Here is a 25,193-nt window from a genome sequence, read left to right on the forward strand (position 1 = left end):
AGGCCCTCGGGCTTGGCGGCGGCGCGGCCGATGGCGGTCTCGATGCGGTTCAGCGCGGCGACGCGCTTGTCCTCCAGCGGGCCGAGGATGGCGTTGTCGACGAAGTTGGCGCCGCCCTGGCCGACGGTGTCGATCAGGCGCTGGTTGGCCTCCTGGATCTGCGTGTCGAGGAGGGCCAGGTTGCGGTCGACCTCGGCCTGCGCGGAGGCGGGGATGGCCGGGAGGCTTCCCTCGACCTCGGGGCAGGTGATGGTGCCCGCGGCACCCGCGTTGCCCGCGTCCTCGCCCGCGCCGGCCTCCGCACCGGCACCGGCACCGGCCTCCGCACCGGCGTCCGCCTCCTCGCCGGCGCCCGCGGCGCCGCCCTGGACGAGTTCGCAGGGCGCGAGGGCTTCGAGGCCCTCGGGCTTGGCGGCGGCGCGGCCGATGGCGGTCTCGATGCGGTTCAGCGCGGCGACGCGCTTGTCCTCCAGCGGGCCGAGGATGGCGTTCTGGACGAAGTTGGCGCCGCCCTGGCCGACCGTGTCGATCAGGCGCTGATTGGCCTCCTGGATCTGGGTCTGCAGCTGGGCGAGGTTGCTGTCGACCTCGGCCTGCGCGGAGGCGGGGATCGCCGGCAGGCTTCCCTCGACGGCCGGGCAGGAGATGGTGCCTGGGGACGCGTTCCCCGCGGCGTCCTGTCCGTTGTTGTTGGCACCCTCACCGGCGAGGGCGGAACCCGCGATGACCGCTCCGGAGAGCACGACCGCGGCGGCGCCGCCGATGATCCCTACGCGACGCTTGTTGTACTTCGGAAGAGCCCTGGACATGCGGATGCCTCACTCGGGTCGGGTGTGGTCGTTGTTTACAAACGCGGCGCCTGCGTTCGGGGAGAGTTACGGGAAAGCGGTTTCGTTTGTTCAAACCTTTCTCCGCGTCTCTCAAAGTTCTGTCAGATTGACGATTCATGCAGAGTTCTGCATACTCATGCATGACGGTGAACGCAGTGTGCGGAGAGACCGTGACCCGAGCGCTACCTCGCCCGAGGCGTATAAAAGGTCCGAGGCCACATCCACACCCTCTCTAGGAGCAACGCAAGTGAGCAGCAACAGCGGTGACGTACGGCTCTGGGGCGCCCGTTTCGCCGATGGTCCCGCCGAGGCCCTGGCGAAGCTGTCCGCGTCCGTCCACTTCGACTGGCGGCTGGCCCCGTACGACATCGCGGGCTCCCGCGCCCACGCGCGCGTGCTGCACAAGGCGGGTCTGCTCACCGAGGACGAGCTGGCCCGGATGATCGCGGGCCTGGACCAGCTCGAAACGGATGTGGCGTCGGGTGAGTTCATCGGCACCGTCGCCGACGAGGACGTGCACACCGCCCTGGAGCGCGGCCTCCTGGAGCGCCTCGGCCCCGACCTGGGCGGCAAGCTGCGCGCCGGCCGGTCCCGGAACGACCAGGTCGCGACCCTCTTCCGGATGTACCTCCGCGACCACGCCCGGACGATCGGCGGCCTGATCGCCGAGCTCCAGGACGCGCTGATCGGCCTGGCGGAGGCCCACCCGGACGTGGCGATGCCCGGTCGCACGCACCTCCAGCACGCCCAGCCCGTCCTCTTCGCCCACCACGTCCTCGCCCACGTCCAGTCCCTCTCCCGGGACGCGGAGCGCCTGCGCCAGTGGGACGAGCGCACGGCCGTCTCCCCGTACGGCTCAGGCGCCCTCGCGGGCAGCAGCCTCGGCCTGGACCCGGAGGCGGTGGCCAAGGACCTGGGCTTCGAGCACGGCAGCTCCGCGAACTCCATCGACGGCACGGCGTCCCGCGACTTCGTCGCCGAGTTCGCCTTCATCACCGCGATGATCGGCGTGAACCTCTCCCGGATCGCCGAGGAGGTCATCATCTGGAACACGAAGGAGTTCTCCTTCGTGACCCTCCACGACGCGTTCTCGACGGGCTCGTCGATCATGCCGCAGAAGAAGAACCCGGACATCGCGGAGCTGGCGCGCGGAAAGTCCGGCCGCCTGATCGGCAACCTGACGGGCCTGATGGCCACCCTCAAGGCCCTGCCCCTCGCCTACAACCGCGACCTCCAGGAGGACAAGGAGCCGGTCTTCGACTCCATCGACCAGCTGGAGATCCTCCTCCCCGCCTTCACCGGCATGATGGCCACCCTCACCGTCCACCGCGAGCGCATGGAGGAACTGGCCCCCGCCGGCTTCTCCCTCGCCACCGACATCGCCGAGTGGCTCGTCAAGCAGGGCGTCCCCTTCCGCGTCGCCCACGAGGTCGCCGGCGAGTGCGTCAAGGCGGCCGAGGCCGAGAACAAGGAACTGAACGACCTGACGGACGACCAGTTCGCCAAGATCTCGTCCCACCTGACCCCCGAGGTCCGCTCGGTCCTCGACGTCCCCGGCGCCCTGGCCTCCCGCAACGGCCGAGGAGGCACGGCCCCGAGCGCGGTGGCGATCCAGCTGGCCGACATCAAGACCGACGTGGCGGCCCAGCATGCCTGGGCAACCGCCAAGAAGAGCTAGTCACGCCGCTCCGAACGGGCGCAAGCCCGTAAGGGGCGCGGGGGACTGCGCGGCCGGCCACGACGCACCCGCACCCGCCAAAGCGCGATAAGCCCCGAGCTCTTGGGCGCCCCGGCTCACCCGGCGGGGCGTCATCGCAGGTTACGTTGGGTCCGGATACCGCAAGGAGCCGACCGAACGGAGCCCGCGATGCCCTTCGCCCGACTGGCCGCAGCAACAACCCCCACCTGCCACATCGGTTTCGGCCTGGCCGCAGTCGCCCGCCCCGGGTACATCAACCTCGGCCGCGACGACGACCTCGGAGAGACCCGCACCGTCGACGCCCTCCGCACCCGCACCCACGAACTCCTCGACACCGCCCACGCCCAGGGCGTCCGCTACTTCGACGCGGCCCGCTCGTACGGCCTCTCGGAGGAGTTCCTCGCCGACTGGCTGAAGGCCCGCCCCGAGATCGACGACATCGTCGTCGGCAGCAAGTGGGGCTACACCTACACCGCCGCCTGGACCACCGACGCCGAGAAGCACGAGGTCAAGGACCACAGCCTCCAGACGTACGAGCGGCAGCGCGCCGAGAGCGCCGAGCTGCTCGGAGACCGGCTCGACCTCTACCAGATCCACTCGGTGACCCCGGACAGCCCGGCCCTCACGGACAAGGAACTCCACGCCAAGCTGGCGGAGGCCGCGGCCCAGGGCGTCACCATCGGTTTCTCCACCAGTGGCCCGGCCCAGGCGGAGGCCATCCGCACCGCCCTCGCCGTGACCGTCGACGGCGAACCCCTCTTCCGTACCGTCCAGTCGACGTACAACGCCCTGGAGACCTCCGCCGCGCCCGCCCTCGCCGAGGCGCACGACGCCGGGCTCACCGTGATCGTCAAGGAGGGCATGGCCAACGGCCGGCTGGCCGGTCCGCATGCCCCGGACGCGCTCAGGGCCGTCGCCGAGCAGACGGGCCTGGGCTGCGACTCGGTCGCCCTGGCGGTGGTCCTGCGGCAGCCGTGGGCCGGCGTCGTTCTTTCCGGCGCCGCCACCATCACCCAGCTCGCCTCCAACCTGCACGCGGCGGTCGTCGACCTCGACGACGAGCAGCTGACCCGCCTCGCGGACCTCGCCGAGGACCCGTGGACGTACTGGGGCAAGCGCGGGAGCCTGCCCTGGCACTGAGAAGAACCCCGGTATGCGACCGGACATGAGACGTTCATGCCCACGATGAGACAGGTGTGTCTCATATGGGCTATGGTTGTCTCATGGCTGTCGACCGTGAACACGTGCTGCGCAGCGCAGCCACCCTGCTGACCCGCAAATCCACCGCGACCATGGACGAGGTCGCCAGGGTCGCCGGGATCAGCCGGGCCACGCTGCACCGCCACTTCGCCGGACGTGACGCGCTCGTACGCGCACTGGAGACGCTCGGCATCGCGGAGTGCGAGGCCGCGCTGGATGCGGCCCGCCCGGCCGAGGGCCCGGCGCGCGATGCCGTACGACGGCTCGTGCGAGAGATCGAACCGGCCGCCGGCCTGCTCGCCTTCCTCTACACCGAGAACCAGCTGTTCGAGGGGGAGGAGCAGCACGAGGGCTGGGCCCGGATCGACGACCGCATCGCGGCCCTCTTCAAGCGCGGCCAGGCGGCAGGCGAGTTCCGTATCGACCTCACCCCGGCCTGGCTCACCGAGGCGCTCTACGGCCTGCTGGCCTCCGGCGCCTGGGCGGTCTCGGAAGGCCGCGTGGCCTCCAAGGACTTCACCTTCATGATCGCCGAGCTGCTGCTCGGCGGCGCACTGCGTCATCCCGAACAACAGGAACATCCCGAACAGCAGAGATATACCGAACAATCGAGAGAGGAATCATGACCAGCACCCTGCGGCCGGCCCGCACGACGGAGGCGGAGAAGAGGCCGGGCCGCTGGCTCGCGCTCTCCGTCCTCGTGTTCGCCGTGCTGCTGGTGGCCGTCGACGCGACCGTCCTCGGTCTCGCGACCCCCTACATCAGCGAGGACCTGAAGCCCTCGGGCACCCAGCTCCTGTGGATCGGCGACGTCTACTCGTTCGTCATCGCGGGCCTGCTCGTCTCGGCCGGCAGCCTCGGTGACCGTATCGGCCGCAAGAAGCTGCTGCTCATAGGTGCCACGGCGTTCGGCGCGATATCCGTGCTCAACGCGTACGCCACGACGCCCGAGACGATGATCGTCGCGCGGGCGCTGCTCGGTGTCGCGGGCGCGACCCTGATGCCCGCCACCCTCGCCCTGATCCGCAACCTCTTCCACGACCCGCGTGAGCGCAGCCTCGCCATCGGCATCTGGGGCGCCACGGCCTCCGCCGGTACGGCGGTCGGCCCGGTCGTCGGCGGTTTCCTGCTCGAACACTTCTGGTGGGGCTCGGTCTTCCTGATCAACCTGCCGGTGATGGCCGTGCTCGTCCTCGTCGGGATCAAGCTGCTGCCCGAGTCCCGCCACCCGAGCCCGGGCCCGTGGGACGTGCTCAGCGTCGGCCTGTCGCTCGTCGGCATGATCGGTGTCGTGTACGCGGTGAAGGAGACCGCCACCCACGGCGTCGACGGCAACGCGCTCGCCGCGGGCCTCCTCGGCATAGCCGGACTGTTCTTCTTCGTACGCCGTCAGCTCACCCTGCCGCACCCGCTGTTGGACATGCGCCTGTTCCGCAACCGGGGCTTCTCCGGCGCCGTCCTCGCCGACCTGCTGACCATCCTCGGCCTGTCCGGCCTGGTCTTCTTCCTCTCGCAGTTCCTGCAACTGGTTCAAGGCCGACGCCCGTTGGAGGCGGGTCTCGCCGAACTGCCGGCGGCCATCGGCGCGGTGGTCGCGGGCCTGATCGCCGGTGCCGCCGCCCGCCGCTTCTCCGTCCGTTCCGTGGTCGCGGGCGGCCTCGCGGCCATCGGCGTGGCCCTCGCCCTGCTCACCCTGGTCGACGGGTCCACCGGCTACCCCCTGATCGGCGCCGCCCTGCTGATCGTCGGTATCGGCGCGGGCTTCTCCTTCACCGTCACCGCCGACGTCATCCTCTCCAGCGTCCCCAAGGAACAGGCGGGCGCGGCCTCGGCGGTCTCCGAAACGGCGTACGAGTTGGGAGCGGCTCTGGGTATCGCGGTCCTGGGCTCGATCGTGACGGGCGTCTACCGCGACTTCACGGCCCCGGCAGGCACTCCGGCCGAGGCCCGCGAGTCACTGGGCGGAGCGGTGGAGGTGGCGGCCGACATGCCGTCGGGCAAGGCCCAGGAAATGCTGACGTCGGCCCAGACTGCCTTCGTCGACGGCCTGACCATCGCCGCAGGCGCAGGCGCGGCGGTGCTGCTCGCGACGGCAGCGGCAGCGTGGTTCCTGCTACGCGGCCAACGGCTCGACAGCCGCCCCTGAGGGGCGCGGGGAACTGCGCGACCAGCACCCACCAGTCCCCACCGGCCCGCAGCCGACGAACGACCGAAGTTGCCGGCACTCCCGGCGGAGCTGCGCCGCGGAGCTACGCCGCCTCTTTCGCCTTCGACGCATACATGTCGACGTACTCCTGCCCCGACAGCCGCATGACCTCAGCCATCACGGAATCGGTCACCGCCCGCAGCACGTACCGGTCCCGATCCATCCCCTCGTACCGGGAGAACTCCATCGCCTCACCGAACCGCACAGTCACCCGGTGCGGCCGGGGCAACCCCGCACCCCCCGGCTGGATCTTGTCCGTCCCGATCATCGCGAAGGGAACGACCGGCGCCCCGGTCATCAACGTCAGCCGGGCGATCCCCGTACGCCCCCGGTACAGGCGGCCGTCGGGCGACCGCGTTCCCTCCGGGTAGATGCCGAACACCTTGCCCTCGTCCAGCACCCGCCGCCCGGTCATCAGCGCGGCGACCCCGCCACGGCCGCCGTCGCGGTCGACGGGGATCATGCCGACGCCGGTGAAGAACCAGGCCATCAGACGGCCCTTGATCCCCTTGCCGGTGACGTACTCGTCCTTGCCGATGAAGAAGACCTGCCGGTCGCAGACCAGCGGCAGGATCATCGAGTCGATGAAGGTCACATGGTTGCCGGCGAGGATCACCGGACCGTCCCCCGGAATGTGCTCCACACCCTCCACCCTGGGGCGGAACATCAGGCGCATGATCGGTCCGAGCACTGCCTTGATGAGCACGAAGCGGGACAACGGGCCCTCCCATGTCAAGCGTTCCGGTACAAGTCTGTGCAGGTGAGGACGATACTCCCGGCTCACAGGGTGGCGCACATCGGGTTCACCGAGTGGATACCAACTGTTGACGCGGCTTTACCTGCGGTGACGCCGAAGTGGCGGGCTGTCACCGGCCCGCAACATGTGACGGACGTCGCGTCACCGAACCGATACTCCGTCATCTTTCGCCTCCGGTGCGACATAAGGCGTCTTCCGCGTGTTCGGTCCCAGGTCTCCCAACGGTCACCTCGGGACACCTACGATCGTCCCGCTTTGACAGGTGCAGGGCATCACGGTGGAGGAGCCGGTCATGGGGACGCAGGAGTCGCGGCAGTCGCAGGACTCGAACGAGCAGGGACGCGGAGCGGGGCGGCGGGCGCTGCTCGGTGCCGCGGTGCTCGGCGCGGGCGGAGCGGTCCTCGGACTGCCGGCCACGGCGAGAGCCGACGAGGCGAAGTCGGGCGCGAAGTCGGGCGGCGGCTACCGGAGTCTGCCGGTGCCGACGATCATCGCGCACCGCGGCGCCAGCGGCTACCGCCCGGAGCACACGCTCGGCTCGTACCAACTCGCCCTCGACATGGGCGCGCACGTCATCGAGCAGGACCTCGTCCCCACCAAGGACGGCCATCTCGTATGCCGTCACGAGAACGACATCACCGGCACGACCGACGTCGCGGCGCACCCCGAGTTCGCCGCCCGGAAGACCACCAAGGTCGTCGACGGCGTCTCCTACACCGGCTGGTTCACCGAGGACTTCACCCTCGCGGAGCTGAAGACCCTGCGGGCCAAGGAGCGCATCCCGGGCAACCGTCAGGAGAACACCCTCTACGACGGCCGCTGGGAGATCCCCTCCTTCGAGGAGGTGCTGCGCTGGGCCGACAAGGAGGGCAAGAAGCGGGGCAAGCGGATCTGGCTGCACGTCGAGACCAAGCACCCCACCTACTTCCGCAAGCTGGGCCTCGGCCTGGAGGAGCCGCTCGCCAAGCTGCTGCGCAAGTACGACCGGCACAAGAAGAACTCGCCCGTCTTCCTGCAGTCGTTCGAGCCGAGCAGCATCCAGCGCCTGAACCGCCTGGTCGACAGCCCCCTCGTCGTCCTGCTCTCCGGCGCCGCCACGCGCCCCTGGGACTTCGTCGAGGCCGGCGACCCGCGCACCGTCGCCGACCTGGTCAAGCCGGCCGGGCTCGCCTGGATCGCCTCGTACGCCAACGGCATCGGCCCCACGCTCGACCTGATCATCCCGCGCGACTCGGGCGGCAACCTCACCACGCCGACCACCCTCGTCGCCGACGCGCACGCCAAGGGCCTGATCCTGCACCCCTACACCATGCGCAACGAGAACAGCTTCCTGCCCGCGAACTTCCGCAAGGGCACGGACGCCAACGCCTACGGAGACGCCTTCGGCGCGTTCAAGGTGTACTTCGACACCGGCATCGACGGCATCTTCACCGACAACCCGGACACGGGCCTGCTGGCCCACGCGGACTTCGTCAACGACTGAGGCGGCCGACAGCCGACGGCCGACCGTCGACCGTTTCGGCCGGTCCGTGAGCCACCCGGCCCACGGCCCCGCACGTCAACGACCGAGCCCCATGCCCCGATTGGGGTGACTCCCGTCCGCCCCGGCAACCCCTGCCGGGGCGGCGGCGTCCCGGGGCATATGACACACGACATGCTCGCCACCCTCCGCCCCCTGCTGGTCGCGGAGGTGTCGGCCGAGGCCTACGCGGCCGGCGCCGAGGCGGGGGACCTCGAACAGGCGGTCTGGCTGCGCCTGCTGGAACGGCTCGACGCCGACGGCCCACCCACGGACCCCGAAGGCTGGCTGCGCAGCGCCGTCCGCTTCGAGGCCCGCCTCAGCCGCCGCACGGCCCGACTCGAACGGCCCTACGCCGCCGAGCCCACCGACGCGCACGCACCCGGCCCCGAGCAGCAGGCCCTCACGGCCGCCCGCCGCCGCGCGCTGTACGCGTCCGTACGCCGGCTCCCCGGCCGCTGCCCCCGGCTGCTCGCGGCCCTGCTGTCCCCACGGGACCTCACCTACCGCGAGATCGCGGGCGAGTTGGGTATCTCACAGGGCAGCCTCGGTCCGGAACGTTCCAGATGCCTGGGATGTCTTCGACGATTGCTGGCCGCGGAGGTTGCGGCACGCGAACCACGGGGATAGGAGTGAAGGACATCGGGTGAGCAGGTGAGCGGGAGGCGTGCACACATGGGCATGAGCGTGACCATCTCGGTGGCGACCGGGCAGGACGCCGAGCAGATCTTCAGGCTGCAGTACCTGTGCTTCCAGAGCGAGGCGGCACTGTACGGCAACTACCGCATCGATCCGCTCGTCCAGAGCCTCGACTCCGTCCGTGCGGAGGTCGCCTCGGACTGCGTGTTCGTGGCCCGGCTGGGTGACGAAGTGGTCGGCTCGGTGCGCGGCGCCCTCGATGACGACGGCACCGCGGCCATCGGCAAACTCTGCGTCCACCCGCGCCTCCAGGGCCACGGCATCGGCGCGAGGCTTCTCCGCGCGGCCGAGTCGGCCCTCGCCGAGGAGCACGGCGCCACCCGGTTCCGCCTCAGCGCCGGCCACCGCAGTGAGGGCAACCTCCGGTTGTACCGCCGAGTCGGCTACGAGACGGTGGGCACCAGCCAGGGTCAGGACGGCGTACCGATGGTGGTGCTGGAGAAGCCGGCGGAGGCATACGCGGCCACGGCATGAAAGAGCTTCTGGACAGTGCCCCTTCAGGGGCCCGGGGCCGTTTCGACTTGCGGCTCCGTCGCGTGGGCGCGACCAGCCGCGACTGACCCGCAGCCGCCTGACGACCCTCAGGCGGCTTCCCCCTGTCGCGCACTCTTCCGCAGCCAGTACATCGCGGTGACCGGAAGGATCACGGGAATGAACAGGTACCCGATCCCGTAGTCCGACCACACCGTCTTGTCGGGGAACGCCGACGGCTCGACCAGCGTCCAGGTGCCCACGATCAGCACGCCCGCCAGTTCCACCGCACAACAGATCCTCGCGGCCTTCCGGGCGAACTCCCCGCCGCGCACCAGCGAGTACGTGATGAACCCGTACACCACGCCGGCGAGCGCGGACAGCGAGTAGGCGAGCGGGGCATGCTCGAACTCGGTCGAGATCTGCGCGATGGACCGCGACACCGCCCCGACGACCATCACGCCGTACAGCCAGACCAGCAGCATCCCCGGCCCGCTGATGAGCCGCGCCCGCCCGGTCTCCGGCTTCTCCCGCGGAGCGACCGTCACGTCAGCCTCCCCAGATGTCATAGAGCCGCACCTGCAGCACGGCCAGCACCACACCGCCGGCCGCGACGGTCACGCTGCCCCAGCGGGTGCGCTCCGCCAGTGACATGAACCCGGTCACCGGGACACAGGCGAACGCCCCGAGGAGGTAGGAGACGAAGATCGTGGTCCCCTGCTCCGGCTTCTCCCCACGCGCCAACTGCACGATCCCGACGACCAGTTGGACAAGGGCCAGCACCGACACCACGGCCATGCCGATGAAGTGCCAGTCCTTGGTCGGCTGATCGCGATACGCGGCCCAGCCGCACCAGGCGGCGAGCAGAAGCGCGGCGACGGCGGTCGTCACCGTCAGGGCAACAAACATGCCGCGACCCTATTACGGCCCAAAACCCCCGCCGCGCCCGGCCCCGGGCCATGAAACCCGAGAGCCGCGCATCGTGGCCTTGGCCACAACGGCAGGTGCCCGCAGGGTGGACGTCACCACGGCGCACCTGCGGATACGCCTCTCAGGGCTGTCCGGTATACGGACAGCCCTCTCTCGCCTGCGTCATACATCTGCTTTACTGATCTCATGACCACGACGAGCTGCCGCACCCTTGCGACCGAGGCGACGATGACGCCCGGTGCTCGTTGTATGTGTCGAATGTGCGCCTTCTAGAAGGCCCCGTACGCCGTTTCGCGTGACGGACCGAGCCTCCCCGCGCGCATGTTCTCCCCCGGTTCCATCGCCACCGCGAGAACCGCGTCGCGTCCCTGACCGCTTGCACCCGTGCCCGGGCACACCCACGCCCGCGCACTCGACAGTGACGGAAACCCCAGTGATCACCACATCGGGCCTGACCAAGGTCTACCGAGGTCGAGGCCGCGAGGTAACCGCCCTCGACGGCGTCGATCTGCATGTACGCGAGGGCGAGGTGTACGGCGTGATCGGCCAGTCCGGCGCCGGCAAGTCCTCGCTGATCCGCTGCGTCAACCTCCTGGAACGTCCCACCTCCGGAACCGTGACCGTGGCGGGCGAGGACCTGACCGCCCTGGCCGGCCGCGGCCCCCGCGCCGGGCGGGAACTCCGCCGGGCCCGCAGCCGCATCGGCATGGTCTTCCAGCACTTCAACCTGCTGTCCTCCCGCACGGTCCAGGACAACGTCGAGCTGCCGCTCGACATCCTCGGCAGGTCCGGCAAGGAGCGCTCCCGCAAGGCCCTGGAACTGCTCGACCTCGTCGGCCTCGCCGACAAGGCGAAGGCCTACCCTGCCCAGCTCTCCGGCGGCCAGAAGCAACGCGTCGGCATCGCCCGCGCGCTGGCCGGCGACCCGAAGGTGCTCCTCTCCGACGAGGCCACCAGCGCCCTCGACCCGGAGACCACCCGCTCGATCCTCCAGCTACTGCGCGACCTGAACCGGCAGCTGGGCCTGACCGTCCTGCTCATCACGCACGAGATGGACGTCGTCAAGACGATCTGCGACTCGGCCGCCCTCATGGAGAAGGGCCGGATCGTCGAGTCCGGCACGGTCAGCGAACTGCTCGCCACCCCCGGCTCCGAACTGGCCTCCGCCCTGTTCCCGGTGGGCGGCGAGGCCACCGGCGACGACCGCACGGTCCTCGACGTCACCTTCCAGGGCGAGGCCGCGACCCAGCCGGTCATCTCGCAGCTGTCCCGCACGTACAACATCGACATCTCGATCCTCGGCGCCGCCATCGACACCGTCGGCGGTCTCCAGATCGGCCGGATGCGCATCGAACTGCCCGGCCGCTACGAGGAGAACGTCGTTCCCGTCGGCTTCCTGCGCGAGCAGGGCCTGCGGATCGACGTGGTCGGCCGGGACGCCCAGGCGTCCACGCCGGTGAAGGAAGGTGCCAAGTGACCTGGACCGAGATACAGCCCCTGCTCGAACAGGCGTGTTGGGACACGCTCTACATGGTCGGCTGGTCCACCCTCATCGCGGTCGTCGGCGGACTCCCGCTCGGCATCCTGCTCGTCCTCACGGACCGGGGCGGCCTGCTGCAGAACGTCCTGGCCAACAAGGTCATCGGGCAGATCGTGAACATCGCCCGCTCGATGCCCTTCATCATCCTGATGGTCGCGCTGATGGGCTTCACCCGCTGGGTCACCGGCTCGACCATCGGCCGCGAGGCCGCCATCGTGCCGCTCGCCATCGGCGCGATCCCGTTCTTCGCGCGCCTCGTCGAGACGGCCGTCCGCGAAGTGGACCACGGGCTCGTCGAGGCCGTGCAGGCCATGGGCGGCAACACCTGGACCGTCGTCCGCAGGGTCCTCGTCCCCGAGTCCCTGCCGTCACTGATCTCCTCGGCCACCACGACCGTCGTGGCCCTCATCGGCTATTCGGCCATGGCCGGCACCGTCGGCGCGGGCGGCCTCGGCGACATCGCGATCCGGTACGGCTACCAGCGCTTCGAGACCGAACTGATGTGGATCACCGTGGCGGTGCTCGCGGTCGTCATCTCCGTCATCCAGTTCGGCGGCGACTACGCCGCCCGTGCCCTCCACCGGCGCGGCAGCCACGCGGGCGCCGCACCGAGGCTCCGGCTGCTGAAGGCGGAACCCACCGCTCCTGAGGTCACCAAGGCCTAGTCCGTACGTCGGCCACCCATAGATGTCCCGTCCCACCCACGACGGGATCGCTGCACCCAAAAGGAAAGGCACTTTTCGTGCGTAACACCGCCAAGCTCGCCACCGCCGTACTCGCCGCCGGAGCCCTCACCCTCGGACTCACCGCCTGCGGCGCGGACAAGGCCGACAGCGCCTCCGACACGAGCGGCCCGCTGGTCGTCGCCGCCAGCCCGACCCCGCACGCCGACATCCTCAACTTCGTGAAGGACAACCTGGCGAAGGACGCGGGCCTGGAGCTGGAGGTCAAGGAATTCAGCGACTACGTCCTGCAGAACCCGGCGACGGAGGACGGCTCCGTGGACGCCAACTACTTCCAGAACCAGCCGTACCTCGACGACTACAACAAGAAGAACGGCACCAGCATCGTGCCCGTCGTCACGGTCCACCTGGAACCCCTCGGCCTCTACTCGAACAAGGTCAAGAGCACGGACGCCCTCAAGAGCGGCGCGACCGTCGCCATCCCGAACGACACCGTCAACGAGGCGCGTGCCCTCAAGCTCCTCGACGCGAGCGGGATCATCACGCTCAAGGACGGCGTCGGCACCGACGCGACCCCCGCCGACATCACCGAGAACCCGAAGAAGCTCCAGTTCAAGGAGTTGGAGGCGGCCCAGACCCCGCGCTCCCTGGACGACGTCGACGCCGCGGTGATCAACGGCAACTACGCCATCGAGGCCGACCTCTCGCCCGCCGAGGACGCCCTCGCCGTCGAGCCCGCCAAGGACAACCCGAACGGCAACTTCCTCGCGGTCAAGGAGGGCAACGAGGACGACCCGCGCGTCGAGAAGCTCGCCAAGCTCCTCACCTCCGACGAGGTTCGGAAGTTCATCGAGGACAAGTGGAGCAACGGCTCCGTCATTCCGTCCTTCTGACCGCTCTTCCGAATCGACGGCACGTATACGGCGTATCGCCACGCATGGGGTCCGCTCCCTCACGGGGAGTGTGCCCCATGGTGCGATTCAGTGCTTTCATGCTGCATGCTGGGCAGTTCAGCAGGCCCTCAAAGGTTTCGAAGGTTACGGAGCGGCGCATGATGAGCACCTTTCCCGACATCTCCATCAGCACGGATCGGTTGGTTATGCGCCCGTTCGACGAGGACGACATCCAGGCGTTCATAGAGATGATGAACGACGAGCAGGTGATGGCCTGGACCGATGTCCCGCAGCCGTTCACCGAACGCGAGGCGCGTACCTGGATCACCGAGTACGCGCCCACCGAACGCGCCTCGGGACGCGGCCTCGACCTCGCGGTCACCGAGTTCCTCACCCAGCGTCTGGTCGGCGTCATCCAGCTGACCGAGACCGACTGGCACGTGCGATCCACGGAACTGTCGTACGTCGTCGCCCCCTGGGCGCGCGGCGAGGGCTACGCCTCCGAGGCCGCCCTCGCGACCGCCCAATGGCTGTTCCGTGAGCAGAAGTTCGAACGTATCGAGCTGCGCACCGCCGCCGACAACACCGCCTCCCAGCAGGTCGCCCAGAAGATCGGCTGTATCAGCGAGGGCGTGCTGCGCAACGCCTGCATAGCGCGCACCCGCACCCCCGAGGACGGCTGGACCGAGGTTCGCACGGACTTCATCGTCTGGAGCCTCCTCCCGGAGGACATCGAGGGCGTCAGCGAGGAACTGGCCGACAGTGGTGGTTTCGGCGCCTACTCGGACTGGAACTGAACAACCCACGGGCACGCGCGAGGCCGCCGCCCGGCCGCCGGGTCCCACCGCGTCACCAGGTACCCTCACGGGACCCCGAGCGGGCATTCCCGACGACCTGCGAAAACCCTCAGGAGACTGACGACGATGGCCGACCGGGTCACGGTGATCGGCTGGGACGGCTCCCCCCTGACCGCCGCGGCGCGCTCCGCCCTCGCCGCCGCCACACTGGTGGCCGGCGCGGCCCACCACCTCGCACTGCCCGAGGTGCCCCCGGCCGCCGAACGTATCCGCCTCGGCAGCGTGGCCCTCGCCGCCCGTCGCATCGCCGGCCACCGGGGCACCGCAGTGGTCCTCGCCGACGGCGACCCGGGCTTCTTCGGCGTCGTCCGCACCCTCAGGTCCCCCGAGTTCGGCCTGGAGGTCGAAGTCGTCCCCGGCGTCTCCTCCGTGGCCGCCGCCTTTGCCCGCGCGGGCATGCCCTGGGACGACGCACAGGTGGTCGTCGCCCACCGCCGTACGCTGCGCCGCGCGGTGAACGTGTGCCGTGCCCACACCAAGGTCGCCGTCCTCACCTCGCCCGGCGCCGGTCCCGCCGAACTGGGCCTGCTGCTCGACGGAGTTCACCGCACCTTCGTGATCGGCGAGGAACTCGGCACCGAACGCGAGCGGGTCACCGTCGTCACCTCCGACAAGGCCGTCGACCGCACCTGGCGCGACCCCAACCTCGTCATCGTCATCGGCGGCCACGCCACCGCGGCCGAGGGCGGCGGCTGGCTCGCCGGCCGCGACCCCGGCACCGGACCGCGCGGCTGGGCCCTGCACTCCGGCGTCTACGGCGGCGCCATGGGTGAGGGCGAGGCCGAACTGCTGCGCTCCTCCCAACTGGCCCACCTGGGGCCGCGCGTGGGCGACCTCGTGTGGGACATCGGCTCCGGCAGCGGTGCCTTCGCCACCGAGGCCGCCCGCTGCGGCGCCGCCGTCATCGCCGTCGACCGCGACCCCGAGGCCTGCGGCCGTACGACTCTCGCCGCCCGTCGCTTCGGCGTCCAGCTCCAGGTGGTCCACGGCGCCGCCCCGCACATCCTGGAGGACCTCCCCGAACCCGACGTCGTGCGCGTCGGCGGCGGGGGAGTGGCGGTGGTCTCCGCCGTAGTCGACCGACGCCCGCAGCGGATCGTCACCCACGCCCTGACCCGCCCCGCCGCCGAGCGCATCGGACGGGACCTGAGCGAGCACGGATACGAGGTCCGCTGCGAGTTCGTCCAGTCCGTCGAACTCGAGACAAGAGCCTGGACGGAGAGAGAACGGAGCGTCGCGTTCCTGCTCAGTGGGACGTTGCCCGAACGTTCCCTGTGATCCGGTTGTCGTACCGGCGCGGTAGGCTGGCCGACTGTTGTACCGCACTTCGGCACCCGGCACTTCGTCGGTCAATGTCCTAAAAGCGCGCCCGTTTTGAGGGCGTGTGTGGTACAGCGAAACGGGGAGGACGCGCAACGTGGCGCAGTCCACAGCGGACCGTCGCGGATCAAGCTGTCGCGACGGCGGGACGACGGGGACAATGGCCATTCGATGGCTTTGTCGACATGCAGCCGGGTCGTCACGTGCCGCTGGGCGCGCACGCTCGTTCTTCACAGTGGGGCGGTAGGTGCGCCGTTCCCGGGCCAGCCGGCATGGAGGCACTAACCGATGGGCGAGGGGTACGCATGACCGACACCGGCCAGGTCCCGGGCGAGGGACTGCCGGAGAGCGCAGGCATGGTGGAGCAGCCGGGCGTCCCTGCGCCGGGTGCGTACACCTACCTCTCCGAGACCGCCGCCGAGGACGAAGACCTCCTGCTGCCGGGTGCCCAGGGCGCGTGGGGCAACGAAATGCCGCCGCCCGCCCCCGAGCCCGTCGTCCAGGTCGTCCACGAGCCCGTCGTCCACGAGCCGGGCCCGCACGAGATGTCCGGCCGGGACAGCGGCTCGCTCGACCTGGGTGCCGTCCGCACCCCCGTCGCGACCCCCGTCCCACAGCCGCCGGTGGCCCGCCGTCCGCTGCACCTCGGCCCGCCCACCCCCGACGCCTCCGCCAGCCCGGTCCGCTCCCTCGCCGACCGCGGCCCGGCGGGCGCCCCCGTCCCGCCTGCCGCCGTACGCCAGCCCGGTCCGCCCACCAACGGCCCCGAGTACCTCGACGTGCCCCCGCAGCCCGTGTCGCAGTGGGTCGGCGCCCCGGCCGCCCCCGCGCCGGGAGTGGCCGCAGGGGGAGCGGCTGCAGAAACGGTCGTTCCGCAGGAGGCGCAGGTTTTCGTGGCCGTGGCGGAGACGTCGACGGCCGTGGAGACGCCGCAGGTCGCGGACGTACCGGAGGAGATCCAGGACGCGGAGGCCCTCCACCAGGCCCAGGACGCCGCCTACGCCCTGGCCCAGGAGGCCGCGGTCGCGCAGTTCCGGACCCCGGAGGCCGTGGAAACGCCGGTCGCCGCGCAGCTGCAGGCGCCGGAAGCAGTGGATGCGCCCGCTGCCCTCCCTGCGCAGGTGCTGGAGGTGGCCGAAGCCCCGGCTGCCCCCGTGCAGGCCGAGGTTCCGGAGGCGATCGAGGTCCACGCCCCGGTGGCCGTGGAAGCGCCGGCTGCCGTCGACGCGCAGGTGCCGGAGGCGGCCGAAGCGCCGGCCGCCGTGCAGGCCCAGGTCCCGGAGACCGTCGAAAACCCGTTCGTCGATCAGGCGCCGGCCCCGGAGGCACCCGTGGAGCCCTCGGCGCCCGAGGTCGCCGAGGTCGCGTCCGACGTGGACGCCTCGCAGGCTCCGCCGGCCGAGGAACCGCTGGCCCCCGAGCCGGTGGCGACGGCACCCGAGGCGCAAGCCGCGGAGGCCGCGCCTGCCGCCCCGGCCGCGCAACTGCCGCACGCGACGCCCTTCCCCCCGGCCGCCCAGGGCCCCGAGCCGGTCCAGGCCCAGAGCGCCGCCGAGGCACAGGACGTCCCCCAGGTCCCGCAGGAGCCCGAGGAGGGCGCCGAGCCTGTACCGGCCCAGCTCACCGAGGCCGACGCGCTGCCACAGGCCGACACGGCCGTGGCGGAGGACGCCGAGCAGGCCGCCCCCGAGCAGCAGGCGCCGACCGCCGTGGCCGACGAGCAGGCCGCCACCGGCGTGTCGGACCCGCAGCTCGTGACCGCCGCGCCGGACGAGGAGAGCGCTTTGGCGTCCCCGGACGAGCAGGCCGCCGATGTCGTACCGGACACCGCACCGGACGCCGTCCTCGCGCAGGACCCTCAGCAGTCGGCGGAGGCACCGGTAACCGAGGAGTCGCAGTCGGCGGACGTCGGGGCAGTCGAGGCCCAAGCGCCGGAATCCCCGGTGGAGGCCGCACAGCCCCAGCCGCAGCCCGAGGCCGTGGCCGAAAAGGCCCAGCCGCTGGAGCCCGCGCGGCCGGAACCGCAGCCCGCTGTGCAGGGCCCGCAGGCCACCGAACCGATCGCACTCGTCGCGGACCAGGACCACGACCACGACGAGGAGCAGAACCAGGCCGTGGTGGCGCAGGCCACCGAGAGCGCCCCGCAGCCGGAGCCCGTGCAGCCGCCCGTACCCGAGGCCGTCGTCGAGCCCGAGGTCACGGATGTGAACGCAGCGGACCAGTCGGCCGACAGTTCGGATGCCCAGGAGCCTGCCCCCGCCGACCAACCGACCGGCGAGGCTTCGACTTACCCCTCCGAGCCCGCAGCAGACCCGGCAGCCATGGACCCCGCGACCGTGGACCCCTCAGCCGCTGAGCCCCCCGTCGCCGAGGCGCCGATCCCCGTGGCCTCCCGGATCGACGCCCCCCAGGGCGCCGTGGTCCAGACCCCGGCCGAGCCCGTCCCCGACGCCCCGCCGGCAGGCGCGCCCCAGGAGCCCGCGCTCCAGGCCGCCGCCGACCAGGCGCTGGGCCAGTTCGTGCCCGTCGACGCCTCCGTGCCGACCACTCCGCACCCGGCCCCGGCCCCGCCCCACGGGATGGTGGTCCCGCCGCTGCCCGTGGACCACCGGCCGACGCCCGTCGCCGCCGAGTTCCCGGCGGCCGAGGGGCAGGCGGAGGCAGCCGAGTCCGCACCCGAGCCGGAGACCGAGGCCACGGTCCCCGCCCCTCGGGACTCCGAGGCCGAGACGATCGTCGTACCGCAGCCGCTCGCGGCGGCCGACGCGCACCCGGACGTCGCCCAGAACGCGGAGGACCTGGACACCAGGGCCGCCGACCAGGAGGACCTGGAAGACAGCGCAGCGGCGGTAGAACCAGAAGCAGCAGAAGCAGCAGAAGCAGCAGAAGCAGCAGAAGCAGCAGCCGAAGAGAGCACGGCCCCGGTGGAAGAAGCACCCGAAGACGTACGGGAAGAAGTACGGCGGCCCACGGGCCCGGCCGCGCCCCCCTACGACGACGCCGAACGCGAGGCCGTCCTCAAGGTCATGCGCGAGCGCCGAGACATCCGTAACGGCTTCCGAGACGACCCGATCCCGCACGACGTGCTGCTCCGCGTCCTGGAGGCCGCCCACACGGCACCCTCCGTCGGCCACTCGCAGCCCTGGGACTTCGTCGTCATCCGGTCGGCCGAGACGCGCCGCACGATGCACGAGCTCGCCCAGCGCCAGCGCGAGGCGTACGCGAAGTCGCTGCCGAAGGGCCGGGCGAAGCAGTTCAAGGAACTGAAGATCGAGGCGATCCTCGACACCCCGGTCAACATCGTCGTCACCGCCGACCCCACCCGCGGCGGCCGCCACACCCTGGGCCGCCACACTCAGCCGCAGATGGCCCCGTACTCCTCCGCCCTCGCGGTCGAGAACCTGTGGCTCGCGGCCCGCGCCGAAGGCATCGGCGTCGGCTGGGTCAGCTTCTTCGACGAGCGCGAGATGGTCCGCGCCCTCGGCCTGCCCGAGCACCTGGAGGTCGTGGCGTACCTGTGCGTCGGGTACGTCGACGAGTTCCCGGAGGAGCCCGAGCTGATGCAGGCGGGCTGGGCCAAGCGACGCCCGCTGTCCTGGGTCGTCCACGAGGAGACGTACGGCCGCCGCGCCCTGCCCGGCGCGGACCCGCACGACCTGCTCGCCGAGACCGTCGCCGGCATCCGCCCGCTGGACGCCAAGGCGCTCGGCGAGGCATGGGAGCGCCAGAAGCGCATGACGAAGCCCGCGGGCGCCCTCGGCATGCTGGAGATCATCTCCGCTCAGCTGTCCGGCCTGTCCCGCCAGTGCCCGCCGCCCATCCCGGAGCCCGCGGTCGTCGCGATCTTCGCGGGCGACCACGGCGTCCACGCCCAGGGCGTCACCCCGTGGCCGCAGGAGGTGACGGCCCAAATGGTGGCCAACTTCCTCGGCGGGGGAGCGGTCTGCAACGCCTTCGCCACCCAGGTGGGCGCCGAGGTCTGCGTCGTGGACGTGGGCGTGGCGAGCGACCTCCCGGCCACCCCGGGGCTCCTGCCGCGTAAGGTCCGCGCCGGTACGTCCGACATGACCACCGGTCCCGCGATGACCCGCGAGGAGGCCAAGCAGGCCATCGAGGTGGGCATCGAGACGGCCCGCGACCTCGTCGCGGCCGGCAACAAGGCGCTTATCACAGGCGAGATGGGCATCGCCAACACGACCGCCTCCGCCGCCCTGATCTCCGTCTTCACCGGCGCGGACCCCTCCGAGGTCACCGGCCGGGGCACCGGCATCAACGACGAGACCCTCGCCCGCAAGACCGACGTCGTGCGCCGCGCCATCGAACTGCACCAGCCGGACCCCGCCGACCCCATCGGCGTGCTGGCGGCGATCGGCGGTTTCGAACACGCCGCCATCGTCGGCCTCCTCCTGGGCGGCGCCTCCCTCCGTACGCCGGTCATCCTCGACGGCGTCAGCGCCGGCGCCGCCGCGCTGGTGGCCCGCGCCATCGCCCCCGAGGTCCTCGCCGCCTGCATCGCCGGCCACCGCAGCGCGGAGCCGGGCCACGTGGCCGCCCTCCAGAAGCTGGGCCTCCGTCCCCTGGTCGACCTCGACCTCCGCCTCGGCGAGGGCACCGGAGCCCTGCTCGCCCTCCCGGTGGTCCAGAGCGCGGCCCGAGCGATGCACGAGGTGGCGACGTTCGATTCGGCGGGGGTAACCGAGAAATAGGGGGAGTGAGTGCCGGGTGCCTCTCTGACCCGGCTGAGGTTGTGGGCAGTCGTTCCGCAGGGCGATGGGGGAGGGTGGGCGCAACCGCCCACCGGGCCGCCCGGGGACCCGGGGGCGGAGCCCCCGGTTTCGGGAAGGGGCGGGTACGGGGAGTAAAACCCCACCCCACCCCCGCCACCACCCCACCCACGCCTTAAAATCCGCACGTCAGGGGCCACTCCAAAGCCGCAGGGGCTCCGTCTCGCACCGCCGCCGCAAGAGGAGCCGCACCCTCATGGCCGAACACCCCGCCTACCCCGTAGGCCTCCGCCTCACCGGCCGCCGAGTGGTCGTCATCGGCGGCGGCCAGGTCGCCCAACGCCGCCTCCCCGCCCTCATCGCGGCCGGCGCCGACATCATCCTCGTCTCCCCGTCAGCGACCCCCTCCGTGGAAGCGATGGCCGACGCGGGTGAGCTGACCTGGGAGAAGCGCCGCTACGCGGAGGGCGACCTCGCCGAGGCCTGGTACGTCCTGATCGCCACCGGCGACCCGGAGGCCAACACCCGTGCGTCCGCCGAAGCGGAGCGGCACCGCATCTGGTGCGTCCGCTCCGACAACGCCGAGGAAGCCACCGCGTGGACCCCGGCGACCGGCCACAGCGAGGGCGTCACGGTCGCCGTCCTCACCGCCAACGCCCAGGGCCGCGACCCCCGCCACACCGCCGCCATCCGCGACGCGGTCGTCGAGGGCCTGCGCGACGGCACCCTCGTCGCCCTCCACCACCGCACCCGCACCCCCGGCGTCTCCCTCGTCGGCGGCGGCCCCGGCGACCCGGACCTGATCACCGTGCGTGGCCGCCGCCTCCTCGCCGAGGCCGACGTCGTCATCGCCGACCGCCTCGGCCCGCGCGACCTGCTCGCCGAACTCCCGCCCCACGTCGAGGTGATCGACGCGGCGAAGATCCCGTACGGCCGTTTCATGGCGCAGGAGGCGATCAACAACGCGCTGATCGAGCACGCCAAGCAGGGCAAGTCGGTCGTGCGCCTCAAGGGTGGTGACCCGTACGTCTTCGGCCGCGGCATGGAGGAACTGCACGCGCTCGCCGAGGCCGGCATCCCCTGCACGGTCGTCCCCGGCATCTCCAGCTCGATCTCCGTCCCGAGCGCGGCCGGCATCCCGGTCACCCACCGGGGCGTGGCCCACGAGTTCACCGTGGTCAGCGGCCATGTGGCCCCCGACGACGAGCGCTCCCTGGTCGACTGGCCGGCTCTCGCACGGCTGACCGGCACGCTCGTGATCCTCATGGGCGTCGACAAGATCGGCCGGATCGCCGAGACCCTGGTGGCGAACGGCAAGTCCCCGGACACCCCGGTCGCCCTGGTCCAGGAGGGCACCACGGCCGCCCAGCGCCGGGTCGACGCGACCCTCGCCACGGTCGCCGAGACCGTGCGTACACAGGACGTCAAGCCGCCGGCGGTCATCGTCATCGGCGAAGTCGTGAAGGTGGGGCCCGGGGCGAACGCGTGACCCCCCGGGCGGCGACCCCGGACCGTAGCGGAGCGGAACCGTAACCACCGGTAACTCGACCCGTCCCAAGCCGTTGGCACCACACCCAGGACAAGGCAGTATCACCCTGTGGCCGATCTCATCACCGTTGAGGACCCCGACGACCCGCGCCTGCGCGACTACACCGGCCTGACCGACGTGGAGTTGCGCCGCAGGCGCGAACCCGCAGAGGGCCTGTTCATCGCCGAGGGCGAGAAGGTCATCAGACGGGCCAAGGAAGCCGGCTACGAGATGCGCTCGATGCTGCTTTCCGCCAAGTGGGTCGACGTCATGCGCGACGTCATCGACGAACTCCCGGCTCCCGTCTACGCGGTCAGCCCGGAACTCGCCGAACAGGTCACCGGCTACCACGTGCACCGGGGTGCCCTCGCCTCGATGCAGCGCAAGCCCCTGCCGACGGCGGACCAGCTCCTGGGGGCCGCCCGCCGGGTCGTGATCATGGAGTCGGTCAACGACCACACCAACATCGGCGCCATCTTCCGCTCGGCCGCCGCCCTCGGAATGGACGCGGTCCTGCTCTCCCCGGACTGCGCCGACCCGCTCTACCGCCGCAGCGTCAAGGTCTCGATGGGCGCGGTCTTCTCCGTGCCGTACGCCCGTCTGGACACCTGGCCCAAGGGTCTCGACGCGGTCCGTGACGCCGGTTTCACACTGCTCGCCCTCACCCCGGACGAGAAAGCGAGGTCCCTCGACGAGGCCGCCCCGCACCGCATGGACCGCGTCGCCCTCATGCTCGGCGCCGAGGGCGACGGCCTCTCCACCAAGGCCCTCATGTCCGCCGACGAATGGGTCCGCATCCCCATGGCCCACGGCGTCGACTCCCTCAACGTGGGCGCGGCAGCGGCAGTCGCCTTCTACGCGGTGGCGACGGGACGCCCACAACTCTGAAAAGGGGCTGAGCCACAAGGGGCGCGGGGAACTGCGCGAACAGCCCCGTCGGACCCGCAGCGAACAACCGAGCAGCAGTCCCGAGCGCTGTCCTTGTCTCCGCCCGGACCAACCGTCAGTCGCTGCCCAACTCCACCGACGACTGCTCCTGCCGTACGCCAGTGTCGTTGCCGAGCCCCCGCGACGGCCCCTGACACCCCTGCGCCGTAGCGATACCGAGCGCAGCCAGCAACGTCACCACGACGAACACCACAAGCCGCTGCCGCAGCAGCCGCGGATTGGCGGGCCGCCGCGCCGTCCCATTGGTCCGCGGCCCCGGCCGCCCCGCACCACTGCGCGGTGCGGGCCGTTTCCCGGACCCGGTCGTGTTGCGTGACGGCGCGGGCCGCGCACCGGACCGCGACCCACCACCGGTCCGCGAACCGCCACCGCCCGCCCGGGACCCACCCCCGGTCCGAGGCGGCGGCGTACCCGGCGCACCCGACCTGCCCGGCTGTGTCCCACGGGGCTCCGGCGGCTGCCGCAACGTGCGCTGCTCGACGTACTGCTCCGCGAGCCGCCCCGAGGGCCGGTCCGGATCGGTACGCGGCGCGGGCGGCCGGACATCGGTCAGTCCCTGCGCCTCACGGGCGGCGATCTCCTTGAGCCGCAGCGACAGTTGGAGCGTGCTGGGCCGCTCCTCCGGGTCCTTCGCCAGACAGGCACGGACGAGGGGGGCGAGCGCGTCGGGCACCCCGCGCAGCTGCGCCTCCTCGTGCACGACCCGGTACAGCATGACCTCCGAACTGCCGTGTCCGAAGGGCGAGTCGGAGGTCGCCGCGTAGGCGAGCGTGGCCCCGAGGGAGAAGACGTCCGTCGCCGGCGTGACGGCGGCCCCACGCACCTGCTCGGGCGCGAGGAACCCGGGCGATCCCACGGCCGTACCGACATGGGTCAGGGTCGAGGCGCCGGTCGCCCACGCGATACCGAAGTCGATGATCCGCGGCCCCTTCGGGGACAGCAGGATGTTGGACGGCTTCAGATCCCGGTGTACGACACCGGCCTCGTGCACGGCCACGAGCCCCTCGGAGAGGGCGGCACCGACGGCGGCCACATCGGCGGCCGACATGGGGCCCTCCTCGGTGACCTTGTCGTGCAGCGAGGGCCCCGGCACGTACTGCGTGGCGAACCACGGCCGGTCCGCCTCCAGATCGGCGGCGACCAGCCTGGCGGTGCACCCGCCCCTGATCCGCCGTGCCGCCGACACCTCGCGCGCGAACCGCGACCGGAACTCCTGATCCTCCGCCAGATCCGGCCGGATCACCTTGAGCGCGACCCGCTGTCCACGCCGGTCGGAGCCCAGGTAGACGACGCCCATTCCGCCCGCGCCGAGCCGTCTGTGGATCCTGAACGAGCCGACGACGCGCGGGTCCTCGCGCCTCAGGCGCATCATCGCCATGTTCATCCCCGCTGCCCGTTCCGTCTGACGAGCCACAGCTTACGTTTCCACGGCCGGGCGTGCGCAGAGGCCGCGCCCTCACGACCCGATGGATTGTCAGTGCCGGGTGGGAAACTTGAAGTGCGGTCAGGGAACAGGAGTTCGGGGCGGTGTTGGGCCGCCTGTGGTTCCAACCAGCCACCAGAGAAGGGGGATTGAACCCGTGAAGGGTGACCGAGTGGAGATAGTCGTGGACGCCGGGGACACGACGCGCACCTACGAGGTGATCGCGAGCAGGGCGGGCCGCCGGGTGGAGACGGCGGTACGGCGAGGTGTCGTGGAAGTGAGCGAAGTCACCCGAAACGGCTCCGTGGTGCGTACGGCCAGGTTCATGGCGAACCGGGTCCTCGCGCTGGTCGAGCAGCCGGTGCCCCGCGAGGACGGTTCGGAGCGGGACGCGTAGCAGAAGGGGCAGACCGGGCGTCCCCTCCGGGAAGACCCCGAGACCTAGGACCTCGTCTCCACCCTGGGGAGTACATCGCAGGTCATCGCTCATCCTCCGGGAGGCCCGGCAATCGATACGAGGGCATGACGACCCACCCCCGCCGCGCGCCTAGATTTGAGGTCAAGCGGCGGGTGCAGCACTCGTCCCCCGAGGTCAGGCACCCGCCGCTGCCAACAACAAGCAAGACCGACGAGAACCGGTCAGAGAGGAGGGACCATGGCCCACACGGCACCGCGGACCGCGATCCGCACACGGGAGCGCAGGACGTTCACCGCCGACCGTCGTCCGGGTCGTCGCCACCCCTTGGTGGCGACCGCGATGGTCCTCCCCCTGGCGACCCTGCTCGTGTACGCCTTCGGCGGCTGGGAAGCAGTGGTCACACAAGCGTCGTCCGTGGGTGTGATGCTGGGGCGCTGAGCGGCGACTCCAGGCCCGGAAGAGCGGTCCGGGCGGGGACATCCACCCATGAAACCCCGTGGGGACGGGGGTGCGGCGGACGGCAATAAACGCCCGCGCAGCTGGGGAGC

General features: G+C 71.2%; 22 protein-coding genes. 17 read left to right on the top strand and 5 right to left on the bottom strand.

All coding sequences use genetic code 11. The annotated features are described in order from the left end of the window. A partial coding sequence (locus ACFU53_RS31925) for a hypothetical protein (protein WP_384000150.1) occupies positions 1 to 809 on the bottom strand: 809 nt, incomplete at its 3' end. A gap of 268 nt (positions 810 to 1,077) precedes the next feature. Here ACFU53_RS31925 and argH point away from each other — a divergent pair. From argH to ACFU53_RS31945, 4 genes are all read left to right on the top strand, one after another. Beyond that, a complete protein-coding gene (gene argH, locus ACFU53_RS31930; RefSeq protein ID WP_384000153.1) occupies positions 1,078 to 2,508 on the top strand; it encodes an argininosuccinate lyase in 1,431 nt (476 codons plus the stop codon). A 189-nt stretch (positions 2,509 to 2,697) separates the two neighbouring features. Beyond that, positions 2,698 to 3,669, top strand: a complete 972-nt coding sequence (locus tag ACFU53_RS31935; RefSeq protein ID WP_384000156.1) for an aldo/keto reductase — start codon at positions 2,698 to 2,700, stop codon at positions 3,667 to 3,669. Positions 3,670 to 3,752: 83 nt separating this feature from the next. After that, positions 3,753 to 4,355 carry a TetR/AcrR family transcriptional regulator gene (locus ACFU53_RS31940; RefSeq protein ID WP_384000159.1) on the top strand — a complete coding sequence of 201 codons (603 nt, stop codon included), beginning with the start codon at positions 3,753 to 3,755 and terminating at the stop codon, positions 4,353 to 4,355. Further along, the gene (locus ACFU53_RS31945) at positions 4,352 to 5,875 is read left to right on the top strand and encodes an MFS transporter (protein WP_384000162.1); all 1,524 of its coding nucleotides are present in this window, start codon (positions 4,352 to 4,354) and stop codon (positions 5,873 to 5,875) included. Before ACFU53_RS31940 ends, ACFU53_RS31945 begins: the two co-directional genes overlap by 4 nt. A 103-nt stretch (positions 5,876 to 5,978) precedes the next feature. Here the strand turns inward: ACFU53_RS31945 and ACFU53_RS31950 are convergent, their stop codons facing one another. Continuing rightward, positions 5,979 to 6,653, bottom strand: a complete 675-nt coding sequence (locus tag ACFU53_RS31950) for a lysophospholipid acyltransferase family protein (protein ID WP_384000165.1) — start codon at positions 6,651 to 6,653, stop codon at positions 5,979 to 5,981. A 331-nt stretch (positions 6,654 to 6,984) separates the two neighbouring features. On the opposite strand from ACFU53_RS31950, the gene ACFU53_RS31955 reads away from it, so the two are divergent. The 3 genes from ACFU53_RS31955 to ACFU53_RS31965 all read left to right on the top strand — a co-directional run bounded on the left by ACFU53_RS31955 (position 6,985) and on the right by ACFU53_RS31965 (position 9,384). Further along, positions 6,985 to 8,175, top strand: coding sequence for a glycerophosphodiester phosphodiesterase (locus ACFU53_RS31955; protein WP_384000168.1), 1,191 nt, complete (start codon positions 6,985 to 6,987; stop codon positions 8,173 to 8,175). Positions 8,176 to 8,334: 159 nt separating this feature from the next. Further along, a complete protein-coding gene (locus ACFU53_RS31960) occupies positions 8,335 to 8,841 on the top strand; it encodes a sigma-70 family RNA polymerase sigma factor (protein ID WP_384000170.1) in 507 nt (168 codons plus the stop codon). A 45-nt stretch (positions 8,842 to 8,886) separates the two neighbouring features. Beyond that, positions 8,887 to 9,384, top strand: coding sequence for a GNAT family N-acetyltransferase (locus ACFU53_RS31965; protein WP_384000173.1), 498 nt, complete (start codon positions 8,887 to 8,889; stop codon positions 9,382 to 9,384). Between the two features lie 107 nt (positions 9,385 to 9,491). On the opposite strand, the gene ACFU53_RS31970 is transcribed toward ACFU53_RS31965, so the two are convergent. Both ACFU53_RS31970 and ACFU53_RS31975 read right to left on the bottom strand, forming a co-directional pair. Next, positions 9,492 to 9,950, bottom strand: a complete 459-nt coding sequence (locus ACFU53_RS31970; RefSeq protein WP_384000176.1) for a hypothetical protein — start codon at positions 9,948 to 9,950, stop codon at positions 9,492 to 9,494. Continuing rightward, on the bottom strand, positions 9,931 to 10,290 hold the full coding sequence (locus ACFU53_RS31975; RefSeq protein WP_384000179.1) for a hypothetical protein: 360 nt from the start codon (positions 10,288 to 10,290) through the stop codon (positions 9,931 to 9,933). The genes ACFU53_RS31970 and ACFU53_RS31975 overlap by 20 nt, the downstream gene beginning before the upstream one ends. Positions 10,291 to 10,744: 454 nt before the next feature. Between ACFU53_RS31975 and ACFU53_RS31980 the strand changes: the two genes are divergently transcribed. The 8 genes from ACFU53_RS31980 to ACFU53_RS32015 all read left to right on the top strand — a co-directional run bounded on the left by ACFU53_RS31980 (position 10,745) and on the right by ACFU53_RS32015 (position 22,744). Further along, the gene (locus ACFU53_RS31980; protein WP_384000182.1) at positions 10,745 to 11,788 is read left to right on the top strand and encodes a methionine ABC transporter ATP-binding protein; all 1,044 of its coding nucleotides are present in this window, start codon (positions 10,745 to 10,747) and stop codon (positions 11,786 to 11,788) included. Beyond that, positions 11,785 to 12,516 carry a methionine ABC transporter permease gene (locus tag ACFU53_RS31985; RefSeq protein ID WP_384000185.1) on the top strand — a complete coding sequence of 244 codons (732 nt, stop codon included), beginning with the start codon at positions 11,785 to 11,787 and terminating at the stop codon, positions 12,514 to 12,516. The genes ACFU53_RS31980 and ACFU53_RS31985 overlap by 4 nt, the downstream gene beginning before the upstream one ends. A 77-nt stretch (positions 12,517 to 12,593) precedes the next feature. Next, on the top strand, positions 12,594 to 13,427 hold the full coding sequence (locus tag ACFU53_RS31990; protein ID WP_384000189.1) for a MetQ/NlpA family ABC transporter substrate-binding protein: 834 nt from the start codon (positions 12,594 to 12,596) through the stop codon (positions 13,425 to 13,427). A 158-nt stretch (positions 13,428 to 13,585) separates the two neighbouring features. Continuing rightward, entirely contained in the window at positions 13,586 to 14,224 is a 639-nt protein-coding gene (locus ACFU53_RS31995; protein ID WP_384000192.1) for a GNAT family N-acetyltransferase, read from the top strand. Between the two features lie 126 nt (positions 14,225 to 14,350). Then, entirely contained in the window at positions 14,351 to 15,562 is a 1,212-nt protein-coding gene (cbiE, locus tag ACFU53_RS32000) for a precorrin-6y C5,15-methyltransferase (decarboxylating) subunit CbiE (RefSeq protein ID WP_384000195.1), read from the top strand. Between the two features lie 347 nt (positions 15,563 to 15,909). After that, positions 15,910 to 20,310: a nicotinate-nucleotide--dimethylbenzimidazole phosphoribosyltransferase gene (cobT, locus tag ACFU53_RS32005; protein WP_384000198.1), complete on the top strand. Its 4,401-nt coding sequence runs from the start codon at positions 15,910 to 15,912 to the stop codon at positions 20,308 to 20,310. A gap of 274 nt (positions 20,311 to 20,584) precedes the next feature. Beyond that, positions 20,585 to 21,817 carry a uroporphyrinogen-III C-methyltransferase gene (gene cobA, locus ACFU53_RS32010; protein ID WP_384000201.1) on the top strand — a complete coding sequence of 411 codons (1,233 nt, stop codon included), beginning with the start codon at positions 20,585 to 20,587 and terminating at the stop codon, positions 21,815 to 21,817. Between the two features lie 108 nt (positions 21,818 to 21,925). Beyond that, positions 21,926 to 22,744, top strand: a complete 819-nt coding sequence (locus ACFU53_RS32015) for a TrmH family RNA methyltransferase (RefSeq protein ID WP_384000204.1) — start codon at positions 21,926 to 21,928, stop codon at positions 22,742 to 22,744. Between the two features lie 115 nt (positions 22,745 to 22,859). Here ACFU53_RS32015 and ACFU53_RS32020 read toward each other — a convergent pair whose 3' ends face one another. Beyond that, entirely contained in the window at positions 22,860 to 24,188 is a 1,329-nt protein-coding gene (locus ACFU53_RS32020) for a serine/threonine-protein kinase (RefSeq protein ID WP_384000213.1), read from the bottom strand. 196 nt (positions 24,189 to 24,384) lie between these two features. Here ACFU53_RS32020 and ACFU53_RS32025 point away from each other — a divergent pair, with 196 nt between their 5' ends. Both ACFU53_RS32025 and ACFU53_RS32030 read left to right on the top strand, forming a co-directional pair. Further along, entirely contained in the window at positions 24,385 to 24,624 is a 240-nt protein-coding gene (locus tag ACFU53_RS32025; RefSeq protein ID WP_384000207.1) for a hypothetical protein, read from the top strand. Between the two features lie 258 nt (positions 24,625 to 24,882). After that, positions 24,883 to 25,083 (top strand): hypothetical protein, encoded by a 201-nt coding sequence (locus ACFU53_RS32030; protein WP_384000210.1) that lies wholly within the window; start codon positions 24,883 to 24,885, stop codon positions 25,081 to 25,083. The last annotated feature ends 110 nt before the right edge of the window (positions 25,084 to 25,193 follow it).

Source organism: Streptomyces sp. NPDC057474, assembly GCF_042802555.1.
Lineage (GTDB): Bacteria > Actinomycetota > Actinomycetes > Streptomycetales > Streptomycetaceae > Streptomyces.

What these genes read in the sequence shown, in the direction of transcription:
- ACFU53_RS31965 (WP_384000173.1), top strand. Translation starts at nt 8,887, where the DNA reads ATGGGCATGAGCGTGACCATCTCGGTGGCGACCGGGCAGGACGCCGAG.
- ACFU53_RS31960 (WP_384000170.1), top strand. Translation starts at nt 8,335, where the DNA reads ATGACACACGACATGCTCGCCACCCTCCGCCCCCTGCTGGTCGCGGAG.
- cobA (WP_384000201.1), top strand. Translation starts at nt 20,585, where the DNA reads ATGGCCGAACACCCCGCCTACCCCGTAGGCCTCCGCCTCACCGGCCGC.
- cbiE (WP_384000195.1), top strand. Translation starts at nt 14,351, where the DNA reads ATGGCCGACCGGGTCACGGTGATCGGCTGGGACGGCTCCCCCCTGACC.
- ACFU53_RS31945 (WP_384000162.1), top strand. Translation starts at nt 4,352, where the DNA reads ATGACCAGCACCCTGCGGCCGGCCCGCACGACGGAGGCGGAGAAGAGG.
- ACFU53_RS31955 (WP_384000168.1), top strand. Translation starts at nt 6,985, where the DNA reads ATGGGGACGCAGGAGTCGCGGCAGTCGCAGGACTCGAACGAGCAGGGA.
- ACFU53_RS32030 (WP_384000210.1), top strand. Translation starts at nt 24,883, where the DNA reads ATGGCCCACACGGCACCGCGGACCGCGATCCGCACACGGGAGCGCAGG.
- ACFU53_RS31995 (WP_384000192.1), top strand. Translation starts at nt 13,586, where the DNA reads ATGATGAGCACCTTTCCCGACATCTCCATCAGCACGGATCGGTTGGTT.
- ACFU53_RS31935 (WP_384000156.1), top strand. Translation starts at nt 2,698, where the DNA reads ATGCCCTTCGCCCGACTGGCCGCAGCAACAACCCCCACCTGCCACATC.
- ACFU53_RS31975 (WP_384000179.1), bottom strand. Translation starts at nt 10,290, where the DNA reads ATGTTTGTTGCCCTGACGGTGACGACCGCCGTCGCCGCGCTTCTGCTC.
- cobT (WP_384000198.1), top strand. Translation starts at nt 15,910, where the DNA reads ATGACCGACACCGGCCAGGTCCCGGGCGAGGGACTGCCGGAGAGCGCA.
- ACFU53_RS31940 (WP_384000159.1), top strand. Translation starts at nt 3,753, where the DNA reads ATGGCTGTCGACCGTGAACACGTGCTGCGCAGCGCAGCCACCCTGCTG.
- ACFU53_RS31970 (WP_384000176.1), bottom strand. Translation starts at nt 9,950, where the DNA reads ATGACATCTGGGGAGGCTGACGTGACGGTCGCTCCGCGGGAGAAGCCG.
- ACFU53_RS32020 (WP_384000213.1), bottom strand. Translation starts at nt 24,188, where the DNA reads ATGAACATGGCGATGATGCGCCTGAGGCGCGAGGACCCGCGCGTCGTC.